The 18,242-nt window shown below is 37.5% G+C and carries 19 protein-coding genes; 6 read left to right on the forward strand and 13 right to left on the reverse strand.

The window, feature by feature from the left end:
* Positions 1-97: 97 nt before the first annotated feature.
* Entirely contained in the window at positions 98-1,006 is a 909-nt protein-coding gene (locus tag CQZ96_RS03685; protein ID WP_105712744.1) for an alpha/beta hydrolase, read from the forward strand.
* Positions 1,007-1,065: 59 nt separating this feature from the next.
* Here CQZ96_RS03685 and clpA read toward each other — a convergent pair whose 3' ends face one another.
* The 5 genes from clpA to CQZ96_RS03710 all read right to left on the reverse strand — a co-directional run bounded on the left by clpA (position 1,066) and on the right by CQZ96_RS03710 (position 6,895).
* A complete protein-coding gene (gene clpA / locus CQZ96_RS03690) occupies positions 1,066-3,342 on the reverse strand; it encodes an ATP-dependent Clp protease ATP-binding subunit ClpA (RefSeq protein WP_004720735.1) in 2,277 nt (758 codons plus the stop codon).
* Between the two features lie 9 nt (positions 3,343-3,351).
* A complete protein-coding gene (gene clpS / locus CQZ96_RS03695; RefSeq protein ID WP_004720737.1) occupies positions 3,352-3,777 on the reverse strand; it encodes an ATP-dependent Clp protease adapter ClpS in 426 nt (141 codons plus the stop codon).
* Between the two features lie 21 nt (positions 3,778-3,798).
* Complete coding sequence (locus tag CQZ96_RS03700; RefSeq protein WP_105712745.1) at positions 3,799-4,542, reverse strand: DUF6776 family protein; 744 nt, start codon at positions 4,540-4,542, stop codon at positions 3,799-3,801.
* 82 nt (positions 4,543-4,624) lie between these two features.
* On the reverse strand, positions 4,625-5,674 hold the full coding sequence (gene argC, locus CQZ96_RS03705; RefSeq protein ID WP_004720740.1) for an N-acetyl-gamma-glutamyl-phosphate reductase: 1,050 nt from the start codon (positions 5,672-5,674) through the stop codon (positions 4,625-4,627).
* A gap of 114 nt (positions 5,675-5,788) precedes the next feature.
* Complete coding sequence (locus CQZ96_RS03710) at positions 5,789-6,895, reverse strand: GGDEF domain-containing protein (protein ID WP_105713020.1); 1,107 nt, start codon at positions 6,893-6,895, stop codon at positions 5,789-5,791.
* Between the two features lie 448 nt (positions 6,896-7,343).
* Here CQZ96_RS03710 and CQZ96_RS03715 point away from each other — a divergent pair, with 448 nt between their 5' ends.
* Positions 7,344-8,096: an HD domain-containing protein gene (locus CQZ96_RS03715; protein WP_105712746.1), complete on the forward strand. Its 753-nt coding sequence runs from the start codon at positions 7,344-7,346 to the stop codon at positions 8,094-8,096.
* Between the two features lie 3 nt (positions 8,097-8,099).
* Positions 8,100-8,921: an alpha/beta fold hydrolase gene (locus CQZ96_RS03720; protein ID WP_105712747.1), complete on the forward strand. Its 822-nt coding sequence runs from the start codon at positions 8,100-8,102 to the stop codon at positions 8,919-8,921.
* On the opposite strand, the gene CQZ96_RS03725 is transcribed toward CQZ96_RS03720, so the two are convergent.
* From CQZ96_RS03725 to rpiA, 5 genes are all read right to left on the reverse strand, one after another.
* The gene (locus CQZ96_RS03725) at positions 8,911-9,342 is read right to left on the reverse strand and encodes a GNAT family N-acetyltransferase (RefSeq protein ID WP_105712748.1); all 432 of its coding nucleotides are present in this window, start codon (positions 9,340-9,342) and stop codon (positions 8,911-8,913) included. The two genes, CQZ96_RS03720 and CQZ96_RS03725, sit on opposite strands and share 11 nt — an antisense overlap.
* A 54-nt stretch (positions 9,343-9,396) precedes the next feature.
* On the reverse strand, positions 9,397-9,819 hold the full coding sequence (locus CQZ96_RS03730) for a bleomycin resistance protein (RefSeq protein ID WP_105712749.1): 423 nt from the start codon (positions 9,817-9,819) through the stop codon (positions 9,397-9,399).
* 28 nt (positions 9,820-9,847) lie between these two features.
* The gene (locus CQZ96_RS03735) at positions 9,848-10,204 is read right to left on the reverse strand and encodes a VOC family protein (protein WP_105712750.1); all 357 of its coding nucleotides are present in this window, start codon (positions 10,202-10,204) and stop codon (positions 9,848-9,850) included.
* A gap of 52 nt (positions 10,205-10,256) precedes the next feature.
* On the reverse strand, positions 10,257-10,928 hold the full coding sequence (locus tag CQZ96_RS03740; RefSeq protein ID WP_105712751.1) for a M48 family metallopeptidase: 672 nt from the start codon (positions 10,926-10,928) through the stop codon (positions 10,257-10,259).
* 96 nt (positions 10,929-11,024) lie between these two features.
* A complete protein-coding gene (rpiA, locus tag CQZ96_RS03745; protein ID WP_035372052.1) occupies positions 11,025-11,696 on the reverse strand; it encodes a ribose-5-phosphate isomerase RpiA in 672 nt (223 codons plus the stop codon).
* 115 nt (positions 11,697-11,811) lie between these two features.
* On the opposite strand from rpiA, the gene ilvA reads away from it, so the two are divergent.
* Positions 11,812-13,350 carry a threonine ammonia-lyase, biosynthetic gene (gene ilvA / locus CQZ96_RS03750; RefSeq protein WP_004821288.1) on the forward strand — a complete coding sequence of 513 codons (1,539 nt, stop codon included), beginning with the start codon at positions 11,812-11,814 and terminating at the stop codon, positions 13,348-13,350.
* Positions 13,351-13,433: 83 nt separating this feature from the next.
* Here ilvA and CQZ96_RS03755 read toward each other — a convergent pair whose 3' ends face one another.
* Positions 13,434-13,934, reverse strand: coding sequence for a hypothetical protein (locus tag CQZ96_RS03755; protein ID WP_105712752.1), 501 nt, complete (start codon positions 13,932-13,934; stop codon positions 13,434-13,436).
* Positions 13,935-13,982: 48 nt separating this feature from the next.
* Positions 13,983-14,528 (reverse strand): hypothetical protein, encoded by a 546-nt coding sequence (locus CQZ96_RS03760; protein ID WP_004720765.1) that lies wholly within the window; start codon positions 14,526-14,528, stop codon positions 13,983-13,985.
* Positions 14,529-14,773: 245 nt separating this feature from the next.
* Between CQZ96_RS03760 and CQZ96_RS03765 the strand changes: the two genes are divergently transcribed.
* The gene (locus CQZ96_RS03765; RefSeq protein ID WP_004720766.1) at positions 14,774-15,424 is read left to right on the forward strand and encodes a potassium channel family protein; all 651 of its coding nucleotides are present in this window, start codon (positions 14,774-14,776) and stop codon (positions 15,422-15,424) included.
* Positions 15,425-15,432: 8 nt separating this feature from the next.
* Positions 15,433-16,785 (forward strand): TrkH family potassium uptake protein, encoded by a 1,353-nt coding sequence (locus tag CQZ96_RS03770; protein ID WP_004720769.1) that lies wholly within the window; start codon positions 15,433-15,435, stop codon positions 16,783-16,785.
* Positions 16,786-16,995: 210 nt separating this feature from the next.
* Here CQZ96_RS03770 and zapE read toward each other — a convergent pair whose 3' ends face one another.
* Complete coding sequence (gene zapE / locus CQZ96_RS03775) at positions 16,996-18,144, reverse strand: cell division protein ZapE (RefSeq protein ID WP_105712753.1); 1,149 nt, start codon at positions 18,142-18,144, stop codon at positions 16,996-16,998.
* Positions 18,145-18,242: the final 98 nt, after the last annotated feature.

Here is an 18,242-nt window from a genome sequence, read left to right on the forward strand (position 1 = left end):
CCTCATCCACAAAAACATACATATTTAAATATGCTGATCATTTTGTCATGTTAAAAATAGAATAAAATATCAGCATCTACAATCTTTGGTTTTATGAATGAAAATAAATCATTTCTTGTTTAATTCCTTCATTTTCCTATGGCTTAGCCAAAATGTAGATGCAGCAACACTAAGTCTTCCATTGTGGCCCAATACCGCAACACTAGCACCATCCAGTGAACAATATACGCTAATTAAGCACGGCGCTATTCGCCATATCACTTCCCCTCAATTGCGTGTATATCCCCCCAAACAGAGCAATCACATCGCTGTTTTAGTCATCAGTGGTGGTGGTTATGCCAGAGAGGAATTGGCCAAAGAAAGCACGCCAACTGCACAGTTTTTACAAGAACAGGGATTTACTGTATTTGAATTAATTTACCGCTTACCAAATCAGGATGGCAATAATCTGCTTGCACCCTTTCAAGATGGCCAAAGAGCCCTGCGTATCATTCGTTATCAAGCACATCAATTCAACATTGATCCAGACAAAATTGGTGTACTGGGTTTCTCCGCAGGTGGACATTTAGCTGGAATCATTACGACACAATGGCAACAACAATTTTCGAATTTAAATGATCCGATTGATCAAATTTCTGCTCAGCCTAATTTTGTGGCGCTACTCTATCCAATCATTAGTATGCAAGCGCCGCTTGATCATACCCATGCTTATAAAAGCTTATTTGGCTCAAAACATGATTTAGCCAAACAAATCTTGTTTTCTGTTGATTTACAAGTCAAACAGAATACACCTCCAACCTTTTTAGCCCATGCCATAGATGATCCGATTTCACCTGTTCAGAATAGTCTCAATATGCAAACCGGTTTACAGCAACACAAGATCGCTTATGAAATACATCTTTTAAAAAATGGTGGGCATGGTTGGGGCTTAGGCAAAGCCAATACTGAAACAATGCAATGGCCCACATTATTCCTAGCTTGGTTAAAGAAAATTGATATTTTATAAGCGTATAATTCAAAAAATAACCCGCAATCAATGCGGGTTATTTTAAAGTTCATTCACAACTATGCTGGTTCAGCAGTCTGATCTTCAAAGACTTCTAATGTAAGCCCTACCGCCTTACCATTTTCTTTCTTCACAGAAACAGCAACATTACCACCATGATCTGCAAGCTCACCAAATAGAATCATCTCAGCAAGAGGTTTCTTCAAATGTTCCTGAATCAAACGTTGCATTGGGCGAGCACCCATTAAACGATCATAGCCATTCTCAGCCATCCAATCGCGAGCAGATTGATCAACTTCCAATACCACTTTTTTGTCATCTAACTGCGCTTGAAGTTCGGTTAAGAATTTATCAACGACAGACTCAATGACTGTGGTAGGTAATGCTTTAAACTGAATTACACCATCTAAACGGTTGCGGAATTCTGGTGCAAATGCACGTTTCATCGCTTCCTGATTGTCATTACTATTGTCTTGCTCAGTAAAACCGATACTGTTACGAGAAATACTTTCAGCACCGATATTGGTGGTCAATACAATAATCACATTACGGAAATCAGACTTACGTCCATTGTTGTCGGTTAAAGCACCATGATCCATGACTTGCAATAACAAGTTAAAGACATCTGGATGTGCTTTTTCAATTTCATCTAATAACAAGACACAGTGCGGATTCTTATGAATCGCGTCAGTCAGTAAACCACCTTGATCATAACCAACATAACCTGGAGGCGCACCAATCAAACGAGAAACCGCATGTCGTTCCATATATTCAGACATATCGAAACGAACAAGCTCTACACCCAGCAATTTTGCCAATTGTTTGGTCACTTCTGTTTTACCAACACCTGTAGGCCCTGCAAAAACAAAACTACCCACTGGTTTATCTGGCGCTTTCAAGCCTGCACGTGACAGTTTAATCGCCGAGGCCAAAGCTGTAATCGCTTCATCTTGACCAAATACCACACGTTTAAGATCACGCTCTAGATATTCAAGTACCGATTTATCATCTTTAGATACTGTTTTTGGCGGGATACGTGCAATCTTCGAAATAATATCTTCGATATTTTCAACTGTAATCAAAGTATCATCTTGTTCAGCTTTTAAACGACGTTGTGCACCAGCTTCATCAATCACATCAATCGCCTTATCTGGCAAGAAACGATCATTAATAAATTTAGCAGACAACTCAACCGCTGAAACTAGCGCAGTATCTTCATATTTAACATGATGGAAATCTTCAAACTTGCTTTTCAAACCACGCAAAATATCAATTGTCTCTGAAATAGAAGGCTCATTCACATCAATTTTTTGGAAACGACGTGATAGTGCATGATCTTTTTCAAATACTTGGCGATATTCTTGGAAAGTGGTTGAACCAATACAACGTAAACTACCATTCGCCAACGCAGGTTTGATTAAATTCGATGCATCCATGGTACTGCCCATACTTGAGCCAGCACCAATGATCATATGAATTTCATCGATAAATAAAATTGCTTCTGGTTTCTTTTTCAAAGCATTGAGAAGCTGTTTCAATCGTTTTTCAAAGTCACCACGGTATTTTGTACCCGCAACCAATGCACCGATGTCTAAACTAAACACTTCAGCAGTCGCAAGTGGCTTAGGCGCTTTACCATTCACAATCAACCATGCCAGACCTTCAGCAATCGATGTTTTACCCACACCAGGATCACCCACAAGCAATGGGTTGTTTTTACGGCGACGGCAAAGAATTTGAGCAGTTCGTTCAATTTCTTTTTCACGCCCGATTAAAGGATCAGTTTTGCCTTTTTGCGCTTCAATATTCAAATTCAAAGTATAAAGTTCAAGTGGTCCAGCATTTGCTGAAGCATTTGATTCACCTTCTAAATCATCAGATTCTTCTTCAACTTGAATTTCTTCTTTACGCGCACCGTGTGACAAATATTGGGTTAAAGTCAAACGATTGATTTGATGTCGTTTTAGCAAGTAAACGGCAAAAGAATCTCGCTCAGAGTACATCGCAACCAGTACATCTGCACCCTCTACTGTGCGATCACCGCCACTTGATTGAACGTGGAAAATTGCACGTTGTAAGATACGGTCAAAACTTTCAGTTGGATGAGGGGCTTGGTCGTTGTTTTCTCCTAGTTTAGGGGTATGTTGTTCTACATACTCCTCTAACTCTTTGCGCAAACTGATAATTTCAGCGCCGCATGCTTTTAAGGCATTTACCGCTGAATCGTTATCAAGTAAAGCCAATAATAAATGTTCAACCGTAAGAAACTCATGTCTCTTTTGACGAGCCATGCTAACAGCCAAACGGAGTGAAACTTCTAATTGACGACTGAGCATGAAACCCCCTTATTCTTTTGGCTCAATCTGACAAAGCAATGGATGACCTTGAGATCGAGCGTAGTTATTAACTTGGTTGGCTTTAGTCTCCGCAATGTCTCTTGGATAAACACCAGCTTCACCTTTTCCTTCATAATGTACTGTTAACATTACTTGAGTGGCTTGGTCAAGATTCAAAGCAAAGTATTGTTGTAAAATTTCAATAACAAAGTCCATCGGAGTGTAATCATCGTTCAATAAAACGACAGAATACATCGGTGGTCGCTTCACTTCAGGTGGCGCAGTTTGTACTGCAACATCTGCTTGATCATGGTCTGGATGGTTTGGATCTTCTGAATTACTTATACGAATACTCAAGTGCCAATCTATAAATCCTGAATCACGGAATGATGATTTCACTTCATTTAAACTCATTTGACGTTTATTAGTTCGCATATTTTTCAAAATACTTATGATTTATTGAGAATTAGCCGCAGCTTGAGGAACCTCTGCAGCAAACGCAGCTGCACTGTCTACAGCTTGCCCACGTGACCAACTAAAGCGTTTAACCACTGGCGTGGCACCATTTAGGCGGATTTCGATAAATTGTGGATTAAAGCCCTTAGGCATGGTCCAACGTCCAGTTAAGCGCTCATAATCAGTAAAATTATAATTCGCATCTGCCATTGGCACTGTTAACACCTCAGTACCACTAATCAAACGAATTTCAACAGAACCCGTCGCACGTCTTGGACTGACTTGAATAAGATCAAGCTGATATTCATAAGCGTTTTCTGGTAATGGCTTAACGGCCAAGTTTTGAATAGTTAAACTCAAACCGCCACGTTGTTTTAACACTTCACGATAAATCGTACTCATCACATCAACTTGTGATTTTTCAGCATTGGCTTTGTTCAATGACTCTAACAAATCGTTAGAGTTCGAAACAGCCACATCTCGTTCCTGTACAGCAGCATTTAAGCTTTTATTTAAATTAGCCAGCGTTGTTTTTTGTTGCTTCACAACTTCTACCAACTGTTCTGCATCTGCATCAAAACCGACTACCGTTAGCCCTTGGCGATGTCCAACCGTATAACCTAAAAGTACACTGCCAGCACATAATACAACCCCACCGATCACCAAAGGCATATTCCCTTTTAAAAAAGGCTTTTTCGGTGCTTGAGCTGGTTGTGACGCGGTATTTGTTTCTGTGTTCTGCATCATCATCTCTAAGTATTATTGATAGAATCAAAACACACATTTAACCGCAAAGTTATATGTGTGTGAAGCCATAAAGCGTTTTTTATGGTAATAATCCGATACCTTGTAAACCAGCATCTTCAGCAAAACCAAACATTAAGTTCATATTTTGTACAGCCTGTCCTGCCGCACCTTTGACTAAATTGTCTTGAACAGACAAAACAATTAACTTGTTCGGATGCGGTTTATACAGTGCAATTCTGAGTTGGTTTGCACCACGTACAGAACGTGTTTCTGGTGAACTATTTGCAGGCATTACATCTACAAATATTTCATTTGCATAAAATTTTTCATAAATACTTTGTAAATCTGCTGCTGCGCCTTGCTCTGTCAAATCAACATAGATCGTACTGAACATACCACGAATCATCGGAACTAAATGCGGTACAAAAAGAATCTGATCAAATACATTTTTTTGACCTGAAATATTTTCTAATGCTTCTACAATTTCAGGATGATGACGATGTCCAGCAACGCCATAGGCTTTAAAATTATCAGCATTTTCTGAATAAATCATGCCTAGACTAGCTTTACGCCCCGCACCTGATACACCAGATTTCGCATCAATGATAATACTTTCTGGTTTAACCAATGTTTCAGCTTGCTTAAAAAGTGGCGCTAATCCTAACTGTACAGTGGTTGGGTAACAGCCAGGATTACCGACAACATTGGCATTTTTAATCTGTTCACGATTAAGTTCAGATAAACCATATACAGAATCTTTCAGTACTTCTGGACAAGCGTGCTGCATCCCATACCATTTTTCAAACTGTGCTAAATTCTGCAAGCGAAAATCAGCGGCTAAATCGATAACTTTGGTATTTGCTGCCAAGAGTTGTTGCGCATGTTGCATTGCCACACCATGCGGGGTCGCAAAAAACACAACATCACATTTTTTTAATTCATCAATGTTTAAATCTGAATATTTAAGCTCGGTGTGTCCACGTAAGCTTGGAAACATATCATCTACACGGCGACCATCTTCGGTACGTGATGTCAGTACATTCACTTGAACATTTGGATGTCGTAGTAAAAGACGCAACAATTCAACGCCTGTATAACCTGTTCCACCGACAATACCCACTGAAATCACGTTTTTTACCTCGATTTAAAAGTATCCATTTTGTAGTGCTGTAGTATGACAGGAAGTTGATGCTTTCTAAACTATTTTACTGGGTTTTTATGATATTTTAGCATTATGACAAAGTTAAATTCGCATAAGTTCGATTGATGCATCTTGCGCAATACAGTTGCGCCCTCTACGTTTGGCGACATACAAAAGTTTGTCAGCAGCTTCTATACCGCTGGCTAAATTACGATGTCGCACTTGTGTTAAACCAAAGCTGGCTGTCAATAAGATGGGTTGAGTTAAAAATTGCTCAGTTTCAATAGCAGTCCGCATACGCTCAGCAATTTTATAGGCATCACTGAGATCTTCAACTTGTAATAAAACAATAAACTCTTCACCACCAAAACGCCCCACTAAGCCCTTTTCACTAACATGCTGACTGACAAGACGACCTACACTCTGCAAAATCTGATCACCCACCAGATGTCCATAGGTGTCATTAATTTTCTTAAAATGATCGACATCACACATCAACAAAAAATATTGCTTTTCTGGTAAATCGATTAAATTTATTTTAGCTGCGTCATAAAAGCCACGACGATTGAGTAAATGTGTTAATGGATCTCTGCAACGTTCATCATTTAATTTCAAAATAATATCTCGAACTAATGTTCCCAAAAGTACGATCGCAAACCACATGCTCAGGATAATACTGGCAGCAAGCATCATTAACCACCATACAGAATTTACAAGCATACTGGCTTCAATATTTTTCAAAAAAAAGAAAATAATAATGACACGGACAAAAGTATATACAACGATAAAAAGATAGGAATAATCGACCAGCTTATTTAACCAATCACTTTGCTTATCATCTTTAAAAATAGATACTAAAACTAAGGATTCAACTGTGGCAATGCTCAGGTTTAAAATCAGCATCCGGATCCATAGCTGTTCATCAACAAAAGCATAATAGACCAACAAGCATATTGTGATAAAGATCAAGAAAAAAGCGACTAAAGCGTGTGAACTAGCATTCTTTCTCAATGCCATAGTATATGCACTGGCCCACGCGCCAAATAGGTATAAACCACCTAAAAGTGGAGCAGAAAATGTTAATTGTAGGTTAGACATAAAACTTTGTGCAGTTAAAGAAAAAGATGGCACGATATATCCAAGACCCAACCAAAATAAATAAGTAGGTGCTTTAAAAAAATAATGGCAGATCAAAAGTAAACCGCCCATTAATATCAGGCAGATCGGTACAATCAAAATAAAGTAATGAGTATCTGCAAAATTCACGTCTGATATCTTTATGATAAGAAATAGGAAATATTGGCAAGTCGCAAGTTTAGTGTATTTTTTAATTCACTCCCAACTTATGCTTAAAATAATCAGACTATTTTGTAATTTAACTGCTTTTATTAAGAAATACTTTTAAAGCATTATACCATCACTTAAAATTCATGATGATAAATACACAAATAATCATGTAATTTAATGACATCGCCTATAAAATCATCAAATTAAACCTCTAAAAAAAATGATAAACAAACCTTTTCATTTTAATGCTCGTTTTTGGCATAAAAGACTATTCAAACAAATTCAAAGAAAACGGTCTTGTCTTGCTAAATGATTTATGCATAATAATTTAGAGTAATTACTCTAAAATCAACAAAAGGACGCATTGGTCATGATTGGATCACGAGCGTGGATGAATACAAGTAATGGAAAACTTAGCTTTAAAGAAAAAACTCAGCTTATAAAACAAGTTCTCATCCCTGTCACATTAAACTATGGCAACACATTTCTCAAAGCACATCATGATTCAACTTCATTTACACTGGATAGTTTTCAGATTCCTGACACAGCAATTGTCAAAGAAGCGATGAACGAATTAGAACAAACAGCTTCTCAAGCGATCATCAATCATTCTTGGCGGAGCTATTTTTGGGCTATTGCTATTGCCCACACCAAACAATGGCAATTTGACCAAGAGAGTCTTGTTATTTCATGTTTGATGCATGATTTAGGATTGGTTAATCATTTGGATCAATATGCATGTCAATGTTTTAGCTTTGAAAGCGCCTTAAGAGCAGAAACCCTCTGTACCAAACACTATTATCCCATAGACAAAATGGATAATATTTCAAATGCGATTTGTTTACATATGAATGGCAGCTTAGATGAAAGTGATCACAGCCTTTCTAAAGAAGTGCTATTACTACAAAAAGCCACTTCATGTGATGTAATTGGGACTGATCTCAGCTTATTTTCAAACAGTTTTAAAAACAAAATTTTAAGCCAATATCCGCGGGTACATTTTAATTCAGAAATGCGTAAACTTATCTCAATTGAAGCAAAAAGAAACCCTCAATCACGGACTGCTTTAATGCATAAACTCGGACTTTCAAGCATGATTCAAATGAATATTTTTAAGGACTAAATCATGAAAAACACCTCTTTTACCCAAAAGAATATTGATTTTGGGCAATATCCAATTGTAGTCGATATTTATTCAAACCCTGAAAACAGCCATAGTATTATTTTGCTGGCTGCGCTAGGCATAGCAATCAGTAAATACGAGGTGCTCATTACCGCTTTAAGCCAAAGTGGCTTGAATGTTATTGTGGCTGATTATCCTCATTGTGGGCGTAATACTCCGCCTGTTTCAGCAAAGATTGATTATGGTTATGCTGATTTACTCAATGACTTTATTCCTCAACTGGAAAAGCTGGCCTTAGAACTAAACCAGCAAGTTCCAATCTTATTTGGACATAGTTTAGGTGGGCATTTAGCAACACTTTATGCACAAAATCATGCAAACAAAGTCATTGGTGTTGCCACAGGCAATATCGGTTTAAAAAATTGGGACTTAAAAGGTAAAATCAATATTTTAAAAGCAGTCACAGTGATCAACGCCATGATTTTAAAAGATGGTTATTTTGCTGGCTATAAAATTGCTTTTGGGAATAAAGAGACAAAATCCTTAATGCGTGATTGGTCTAAAGTTATCTTTACAGGAAATTATGCACATATTATTGGGCAAGAAAACATGGTGAATAACGCTGCCTTATTTGTCTATTTAAATGGCGATGATTTTGCACCAATGTCTTCAATGCTTGGCCTAAGTGGTTATTTTAAAAACCCACAAATAAACACGCTGGATTTAACCCATAAAACCCAAGGCAATCAACATAGCGCATGGATTAAACAGCCTGATGAAGTCGTCGAAATAATTATAGAATGGATCAATAGTTTTACTGAATAAGTTTTGCTTTTGACATCAATATATATCTACCTTCTTCACTTTCTCCAGTGCTGATTGCTTCCCAGCCATAACCTAAATAAAAAGACAAAGCTTGTTTATTTTCTGATAAACATTTGAGATAGCCTGTACCCGTAAACAGTTGTTCTGCTGCGTCTAGCAATGCTGTTCCTACACCCTGATTTTGAGCATTTGGGGCAATAAATAGATGATGTAAAAAGTTCTCTTGCAGAAAAATAGATGCAAATCCCAAATATTCTTGGTCTTTTTCAGCCACTAAAATCATTTCATTTTCGGTGTATTTTTCAAAATCACTCAGCCCCCATTTTGAAGAATCTAACCACGACCAACTTAATTTTCTGGTATTTAAAAAAAGTTCACTCAATGGTGCTCGGTCATGATTTTGAAAAGATCTGATGTGCATCGCTGTATCTCAATTAAAGTCCCTATAACCTTAGCTTATTTAAGCCAGCCTTATTTAATCTAACGTTATTGCTCTTTCTCCAATCACCTCAACAATTCGTAATAAATAACCATCTGGATCTTGAACTAAAAATTGCTTTTGTCCATGCTCTATAGTTTTTGCACGGTACCAACGTTCTTCTAACGCTGCAAATAGCGGCCATTGTGCGACATCCAAACGATTTAAAATACTGTCGAGTTGGTCTACTTCGAACTGAAAGTTAATCCCTCTTCCCAATGGGTAGGCCAATACTCCGGTTAACCATTGCCCTTCTTGTTGTTGCTCCAACATAAACTGAACACCATCAAGTTCCACATAGATAAATTTTTCTTCAGTCCGTTGATACATTACAGAAAAACCCAGTATTTCCACCCAAAACTGATAACTCCTCTTCAAATCGGTGACGATCAATTCTGGAACCAATTTATTCCACTGCATTTTAAAATCCCACTTAACTCATTAATTTTTAATATTCAATATGTTGTAAAATATTTACAACCTTTCCAAATGGATCTTTGACATAGAATCGCCTAACACCCCAGTCTTCATTGGCTAATGGATAGAGAATGTCTAAATCTAATTTTTTGGCTTTTTCATAAAGCTCATCCACATTGTCGACCTCGATTGAAAAATCGGGTACATCTGTATTATTTCCCCCTTCCGAAGCAATACTGATTTGTGGATGCATGATTTCCTGACTGGCAAATGTTTTGATCCAGCCATGATCCATCACCAAGTCCATCGCTAAAAAATCACCATAAAAAGCTTGGGCACTGGCTAAATCTAAAGCTTTAATATTACTTATGATTCTTTTTACAGTCATACGCTTTTCCTCATTTTTTATTTTAATGCAATCTAGAAATTTACTTATTTTATTACGCCCACCACCAAGGCATTACACTACTTTTTAAAACTTTACGATGCTGCTGATAGTGTTGATCATGCTTTTCAACTTCAGACCAAAAAGCAGCGCTATGATCAAAATGTTTGGTATGTGCCAATTCATGTACACAGACATAACGGGTAATGTGTTGATCACATAAAACCAAGGCACTATTGAGCATAATATCATGACGGGCTGTACAACTTCCCCAACGCGTTTTCGGGTGTCGAACAGCACACTGCCCAAATTTTAAACGGGTTTCATCACTGACTTGCTTTAAATAGATTGGTAAATAATGCTTTGCATAAGCAATCACAAAAGCTTTTAAATAGCTTTCCGGCTGACGCTCGCTGACAAATAACTGATGCTTTTGCTCATCTAAAATATAGCTATTTTTTTGAGTTTTATAAATAATTTCTAGGGGCAGTTTTAAATTAAACAGTTGCAAGCTTGTCGGTAATATCTGATCAACCTGCTGTATTTTTTCCTGCTGTTTATGCCATGTCTCAATCATCCATTGTTCAGACTCGTGTAAAAAATGCTGAATTTGACGTTGGGTACAATACTTAGGCACAGTTAAGCGAATCTGCGTCGGTTCAACACGTAAACGTAAGCGTGTTGCCCGTGCATGATGTGTGATTTTTATTTCAGGAAGATTTGCCATCTTAATACGCTTATTTTTAGAATCTCCCCCAACCTTTCTTTACAAAGCAAGGAAAAGCCTTGTCTTTACTCAAGCAGAAGTTAGGGGAAATTTTTCTTATCCTGCGGTACGCTCTTCAATACCATGATTGGTGGCAACTACAGCAACATCAGCTTTATTGATCGCAAAAATACCATTACACACCACACCAGGAATATCGTTAATAGTTTTTTCGACCTCTAATGCATTCAAAATATTTAAGTTATAGACATCTAGAATGACATTACCGTTATCCGTTACCACACCTTCACGATAAACTGGGTCACCGCCTAAAGATACGATTTTACGTGCAACGGCTGAACGTGCCATAGGAATCACTTCGATAGGCAATGGAAATTCACGGCCTAATTGATCGACCCATTTCGAGTCATCAACAATACATACAAACTTTTTCGCAATAGATGCCACGATTTTTTCACGTGTGAGTGCAGCACCACCGCCTTTAATCATATGTAAATGACGGTCAATTTCATCAGCACCATCTACATAAGCATCTAAACCACCAACATGGTTCATATCAACCACTTCAATGCCTAATTTCTTAAGACGTTGAGCTGTTGCTTCTGAACTGGCTACGGCTGCTTCAAGTTGTAACTGAGGTAATAATTCAATTAAGAAGTTCACTGTACTACCAGTACCGACTCCCAAAATGCCCCCTCTTGGTAAGTGTTTTAAAGCGGCTTGGGCTGCAGCTTGTTTTTTCTCGTCCTGGGTTGCATAAAGGCTCATGACATCTCTCAATAAAATTTCAATTTCCTGCACATTTTGCATAATTTTAAAACGCAAAGGTACAACGGTTTGTTACAATGAGCGCTCATTTTAAACTGTTAGATGGAAAATTAACATGCTGTCTCGTTTGGTTCGACAAATATTACAGGCAACGGTGTATGACGTTGCAATCGAAACCCCACTCGAAGCAGCGCCACGAATTAGTGAAAAACTAAACAATAACATTCGCTTTAAACGCGAAGATTTACAACCTGTCTTTTCCTTCAAACTACGCGGTGCGTATAACCGTATTAGTCAATTACCGAAATCTCAGTTGGAACGTGGCGTTATTACTGCTTCAGCAGGTAACCATGCTCAGGGCGTGGCTTTATCTGGTCAAAAGTTAGGTATTCGCGCCATTATTGTGATGCCAAAAACCACCCCTGATATTAAAGTTCAAGCAGTAAAACGTTTGGGTGGTGATGTTGTGCTTCACGGCGACTCATTTGATGTTGCTAACAAATATGCCATTCAACGTGCAAATGACGAAGGTTTAACCTTTATTCCGCCTTATGATGATGAACTGGTTATGGCCGGCCAAGGTACAATTGCCAATGAAATATTGCGTCAATGGCGTGATGTTGAATACGTATTTGTTGCTGTGGGCGGTGGTGGTTTAATTGCAGGTGTAGCGGCATATCTTGGTGATGTTGCCCCGCATGTCAAAGTTATTCCTGTCGAATATGATGAATCTGCATGTTTAAAAGCAGCATTTGAAGCCAATCAACGTGTAATACTCCCTTCTGTAGGATTATTTGCAGATGGTACAGCTGTTGCTCAAATCGGTGAAAAGCCATTTGAAGTGATTCAACTACAAAAATCTGATAACTCAGGTCCAATTGTTGAACGTGATGTGGTACTGGTCAATACAGATGAAATCTGTACGGCAATCAAAGACACTTATGATGAATGTCGTAGTATTGTTGAACCATCAGGTGCTATGGCACTTGCAGGTATCAAAAAGTACGTCGCTGCACATGGTCTTGAAGGCAAAAACATGGTGTCAATTGTTTGCGGTGCCAACATGAACTTTGACCGTTTACGTTATATTGCTGAACGTACCGAACTCGGTGAACGTAAAGAAGCCATTTTTGCAGTGACCATTCCAGAAGAAAAAGGTTCTTTCCTGAATTTCTGTCGTGCTTTGCAAGGCCGTAATATCACTGAGTTTAACTACCGTGCCAGTGACGCATCTGCAGCTCAAGTCTTTGTCGGTATTAGCTTAAAGGCTGGTGAAAAAGAACGCCATGACATCTATGAAGCCATGAAATTACATTATGATGTCGATGATTTATCGGATGATGAAGTTGCAAAATTGCATATCCGTTATTTGATTGGGGGTCATGCCGATATTGCCAATGAACGTTTGTTCCGTGTTGAGTTTCCAGAACGCCCAGGCGCTTTATTAACATTCTTGGAGCGCCTTGGTCCAACCCATAACATTAGCTTATTCCATTATCGTAATCACGGTGCAGCAGAAGGACGTGTTTTGGTTGGCTTGGATGCAGAAGATGCTGTACAGAATCCAGATGGACTGATTGAGACTTTGGAAAATATCAATTACCCATATCAAGAAATTACCAATAACTTAGGTTATCAACGTTTCTTAAAATAGAAATAGCTTCAAAATCGAAATAGCCTATAAATTTTTTTATGGGCTATTTTTTTATAAAATCAGAACAATTCGAAAAAGTTAACTTAATAAACCGCCATATTTAAATCACCATCATCATTAAATGCGTCATTAAAAGCATCCACAATTTGATTTAATTGTTGCTCATCTTGTGAGGGTACAAGCATCCAATACGGATTTTCACGATATATAACCAATAAAGAAAGCTGATACTGATTTGCAACCAGTTTAATTTTATCGAAAATGATTTCTTCTGTTTGTTGCATTGTGTCCATTTGATCATCAAATGAGACCTCATCATCTTCTTCATCGTATTGATCAAATACTTCAGCTATTGCAACTTCAATCTCATTTTGCAATTGCTCAGTATCAATATTGTGCTGGTTAAAGTAGAAATCATCTTCAACTCCATTGTCATAATATTCTTTTAATTCAATATAATGCAGAAAATCATGCTGTTGATTCAGCCATTCACTAAAACTATAAAATTTAGTATCTTGAGGAATTTTTTGTGCATTTAGCTCTGGAATTAAATGTTGAAGCAATGAATATATTTTCTGTGACATGGATATCTCTCTATTTTATTATCAATATGTTGAATTAATTGCAAAAAACTAAGTCGATCTTGAGCAATCAAATAATGCATAATGTTCTATACTGACATCTTCATCGTGAAATTGTTTATTAAAACACTTGCAGAATTTTTCAATTTTATATTCATGATTTGGTACGATCAACCAATAATAATCTTCAGCATAAATCAGCAACAGTTCATGATCATGTTGTCTGGCTTGTTTTAATATCTCCTCGAATACAACATCATAAACTTGATCTTGAACATTGTAATAGCGTCCAATAACATCTTTGTGTACTTCATAATGATCAAATAAAGGCTTCGCTCTTTCACGAATTTGAGTTTGAATTCCCAAGCTATCTACTGCATATTCATGAAAAACCGCACAACGCTCAATCTCATTTTCATGAAATTGCATACGATCAATTTTCATTAAATATCCACGAAATCGCCCACCAAACTTTTCAGCTTCGATCCAATTGAGAAACTCCACAAAACGTTTACGATGTTTCTTTTTAGGAATATCTCTTTGCTCCAACGCTGGGAACCAATGTTGGAGAATTTTAAAAATTTTCTTATCGTCCATTTTTTTATCATCCATTTTTTATTCTTGGATCGAAAGCCCAATCTTGGCTTTGCATTTTGAAATTTCAAAGCAATGATATCGGATCAATTTTAAGTTTTTATGACATAAATCTGGTTTTATTTACATTTATCGCTTTTTATTCTCAGTTTGTAGATTGGCGTTGCAATACTTTAAAGATAAAATATATAAAAATTGAATATGATCATACCAACACAAAATCAGTGTCGGGATAAGGACTTTGTAGAATGGCGCAATTCGCTGTCATCGGTTTAGGCAGTTTTGGTGAAGCAGTTGCACTAGAACTCACCAACTTAAATCACGATGTAATAGGTATTGATACATTAAAGAAAAATGTAGAAAACATTGCAGATAAAATCAGTCATGCAGTTATTGCAGATGCTACCGATGAACATGTGTTAGATGAACTGAATATCAAAAATTGTGATGCCGTAGTGGTTGCCATTGGTGAAGATATTGAAGCCAGTATTCTATGCGTACTGCATTTAAAAAATTTGGGTATCGAAAAAATCTTTGTAAAAGCCAAATCTAAATCGCATCATATGATTTTGTCTCATTTAGGCATTACAAAAATCATTCACCCTGAAGAAGACATGGGGATTCGTGTTGCACAATCACTCAGTTATCCAATGGTGAGACGTTATATGGCGTTAAATAATGATCGCTATATCGTCAAAATTGAAATAGGTGCAAATTTACAAGGCGCACAATTTCAAACGGTCATGGAAAATACCCCCGAACTTACAACCTTGTTATTACAACGCGGCTCGCATGTACTGTATGATATTGCACCGGGGACGATTTTACAGGAAAAGGATATTTTAATCCTTGAAGGACCTGTAGAAATGTTAAGACAATTTTCGATTCGTTTCTTATAGTCATAACTATGCGTTTATCTAAAAAAGAACTAATCAACAAAAAACACAATAGTATTAATCTCAGCCCACCGAGCTTACTTGCTTTAGGTTTTTTAAGCTTTATTATCATCGGAACATTGTTACTTAAACTTCCTTTTGCTAATCAAGGCAATTTGACATGGCTAGAGGCCCTGTTTACTGCCACGTCTGCTGTAACCATCACTGGGCTGTCTGTCGTTAATATTGGAGACTCCTTAACCACCTTCGGTCAAGTTGTGGTGATGATACTGATCCAATGCGGTGGCTTAGGTTTTATGACATTTGCGATCTTAGCTGCTTTGAGTCTTTCCTCAAAAGTTGGTATTCGGCAGCAAGTCATGGCACAAGAAACCATTGGTCAAACCAGTTTGGCCAAAGCGACCTTTACTGTAAAAGGGGTTTTTCTTTACTCCTTGTTCTTTGAAGCGATTGGTACAGGGATTCTAACCATGGCATGGTCACATCACTATGACCTTGAACATGCATTTTTTTATGCGCTTTTTTATAGTATTTCTGCTTTTAATAATGGTGGGTTTTCTTTATTCCCCAATAGCTTAATGAGCTTCTCTGACCAGTATATGGTGACATTTACCATCAGTATGCTGTATATCATCGGTGGGATTGGTTTTGTTGTGTTGATGGATATTAAAAGAGCCAAGCGTTGGAAGAAACTCTCCACCAATAGTAAGTTAATTCTGTCTACAATTGCGGGCTTAAACCTTTTTGCCTTTATTGTTATTTGGGCAATCGAAGCATCCAATCCTTTAACATTGGCTCCAATGTCTGTTGGTGACCAAGCTTTAAACGCGTGGTTCCATGCTACCGTACCTCGTTCATCAGGTTTTAACAGCTTGGAAGTCAGCAGTATGACCAATGCATCAACCTTAATTACCATGGTATTGATGTTTATTGGTGGCGGTTCTTTAAGTACCGCTGGTGGAATTAAAGTTGGCACATTTATTATCATGATTTTAAGTGTCATTACCTTCTTAAAACGTTCAGATGAGATTACCATTTTTGGGCATTCTGTTTCTCATCAGGCGACCTTTAAGGCAATGGCGGTCATTTCAATTACTTCACTGTTGATCCTGATTGGCTTTTTTACCCTACTGATCCTTGAGCCTGATAAAAAGTTTTTAGACCTATTATTTGAAGCCGTTTCTGCGGCTTGTACTGTCGGCTTATCACGCGGAATCACTGAAAATTTACATGCTGGTAGCCAAATCGCTTTAATTTGTCTAATGTTTGCTGGACGCTTAGGACCACTAACACTGGCTTATTTGATTGCTACACCGAATAAAAGTCGTGTTCGTCACCCAAATACTGAAATTCAGGTGGGTTAATTGTTTTTAGTCATCAAGCGAATACAACTGAAACAGCTTTGGTTTTATGAGATTGTTTAATCTTATCGTGTGTATTTAGAATAGGATGAACACCCTTAAATAGTTTGCTCACACAGTCCTTGCAAAATGCATACTGATGGCAGTATCCCCCTCATAAAAAAGCGATCTTATCAATAATAAGATCGCTTTTTTACATCTTTCTAAGGATGATTATTCTACTTCTAACTCACTATTGCCTTTAATCAAACGATGCTCTGACTGTAAATATTCATCTGATTGCATTTCGAGTAAACGAGAACGTGTACGTTCAATTTCGAAAGCCAGCTTCTCTCCGTCATAAATCTCAATAATCGAGTCTTGAGATGTTAGTAACAGTTTTACGCCACGGTCATAGAACTCATCTACCAGATAAATAAAACGACGTGTACCTTCTGACAGCAAATCAGTTAAGTGCGGAACATTACTCACCAAAACGGTATTATAAATATTGGCAATTTCAATAAAGTCCGATGGGCTACGCGGTTTCATACAGAGTTCTCTAAACTCACACCACAATACATCTTCTGTATGGCTTAAAGTTTCAACAACACGGTTATTAATCGTAATTGGTTCTTCTGACACTGTTTGCGATGTGGTTAATGCATTAAAACGCTTTGCCATCCAGACTTTATTGTCATCTGTCAGTGGCGATTTAAACAATTGTGCTTGTTTTAATACCCGTAAACGATAGTCAACACCCGCATCAACATTCAATACCACACAATGTTTTTTTACCATTTCAATCGTTGGAATAAAACGATCACGATGGATTCCATTTTTATATAAACCATCTGGGGCAATATTTGATGTGGCAATCAAGGTAATGCCACGGGTAAATAATTTTTGGAATAAATCACTGAGAATCATTGCATCGGTTACATTCGATACAAAGAACTCATCAAAACAAATCACCACAGCTTCTTTATAAATTTGATCTGCAACGATATCTAAAGGATTACGCTGTCCAGAAAGCTTGTTTAACTCTTTATGCACAAATTGCATAAAGTGATGGAAATGCATACGGGTTTTACGGCGAAAAGGAATCGAATCGTAAAATTGATCCATGAGCCATGTCTTTCCACGCCCTACACCACCCCACATATATACACCTCTCGGTGCAGTTTGACGGCGGAAACGACGAAAAGCTTTTTTCGATGCTTTATAACGATTGATCAATTCTTGCCATACCCGCTCCAACTCATGTACTGCTTGAGCCTGAGCATCATCTGGTAAAAACTGTCCAGATGACAATGCTTTTGCATAACGCTCAGCGGGTGATACGGGAGTAAATGCTGTTGAAGTTGTATTCTGATCTAACATATCATTTTGTTACTTTTAAAGGCTAAAGGAAGTATATCGAATATTCATTTTTGATAAATAAAACTTTGGGATAATTCTAACTCTATATCTCATATCAG

Origin of the sequence: Acinetobacter sp. MYb10 (genome assembly GCF_002980175.2) — a bacterium.
Classification (GTDB): domain Bacteria; phylum Pseudomonadota; class Gammaproteobacteria; order Pseudomonadales; family Moraxellaceae; genus Acinetobacter; species Acinetobacter guillouiae.

Bases quoted from the DNA above. Each gene is read 5' to 3' on its own strand.
- CQZ96_RS03685 (WP_105712744.1), top strand. From the start codon at position 98: ATGAAAATAAATCATTTCTTGTTTAATTCCTTCATTTTCCTATGGCTT.
- clpA (WP_004720735.1), bottom strand. From the start codon at position 3,342: ATGCTCAGTCGTCAATTAGAAGTTTCACTCCGTTTGGCTGTTAGCATG.
- clpS (WP_004720737.1), bottom strand. From the start codon at position 3,777: ATGCGAACTAATAAACGTCAAATGAGTTTAAATGAAGTGAAATCATCA.
- CQZ96_RS03700 (WP_105712745.1), bottom strand. From the start codon at position 4,542: ATGCAGAACACAGAAACAAATACCGCGTCACAACCAGCTCAAGCACCG.
- CQZ96_RS03710 (WP_105713020.1), bottom strand. From the start codon at position 6,895: ATGGGCGGTTTACTTTTGATCTGCCATTATTTTTTTAAAGCACCTACT.
- CQZ96_RS03715 (WP_105712746.1), top strand. From the start codon at position 7,344: ATGATTGGATCACGAGCGTGGATGAATACAAGTAATGGAAAACTTAGC.
- CQZ96_RS03720 (WP_105712747.1), top strand. From the start codon at position 8,100: ATGAAAAACACCTCTTTTACCCAAAAGAATATTGATTTTGGGCAATAT.
- CQZ96_RS03725 (WP_105712748.1), bottom strand. From the start codon at position 9,342: ATGCACATCAGATCTTTTCAAAATCATGACCGAGCACCATTGAGTGAA.
- CQZ96_RS03730 (WP_105712749.1), bottom strand. From the start codon at position 9,819: ATGCAGTGGAATAAATTGGTTCCAGAATTGATCGTCACCGATTTGAAG.
- CQZ96_RS03735 (WP_105712750.1), bottom strand. From the start codon at position 10,204: ATGACTGTAAAAAGAATCATAAGTAATATTAAAGCTTTAGATTTAGCC.
- CQZ96_RS03740 (WP_105712751.1), bottom strand. From the start codon at position 10,928: ATGGCAAATCTTCCTGAAATAAAAATCACACATCATGCACGGGCAACA.
- rpiA (WP_035372052.1), bottom strand. From the start codon at position 11,696: ATGAGCCTTTATGCAACCCAGGACGAGAAAAAACAAGCTGCAGCCCAA.
- ilvA (WP_004821288.1), top strand. From the start codon at position 11,812: ATGCTGTCTCGTTTGGTTCGACAAATATTACAGGCAACGGTGTATGAC.
- CQZ96_RS03755 (WP_105712752.1), bottom strand. From the start codon at position 13,934: ATGTCACAGAAAATATATTCATTGCTTCAACATTTAATTCCAGAGCTA.
- CQZ96_RS03760 (WP_004720765.1), bottom strand. From the start codon at position 14,528: ATGGACGATAAGAAAATTTTTAAAATTCTCCAACATTGGTTCCCAGCG.
- CQZ96_RS03765 (WP_004720766.1), top strand. From the start codon at position 14,774: ATGGCGCAATTCGCTGTCATCGGTTTAGGCAGTTTTGGTGAAGCAGTT.
- CQZ96_RS03770 (WP_004720769.1), top strand. From the start codon at position 15,433: ATGCGTTTATCTAAAAAAGAACTAATCAACAAAAAACACAATAGTATT.
- zapE (WP_105712753.1), bottom strand. From the start codon at position 18,144: ATGTTAGATCAGAATACAACTTCAACAGCATTTACTCCCGTATCACCC.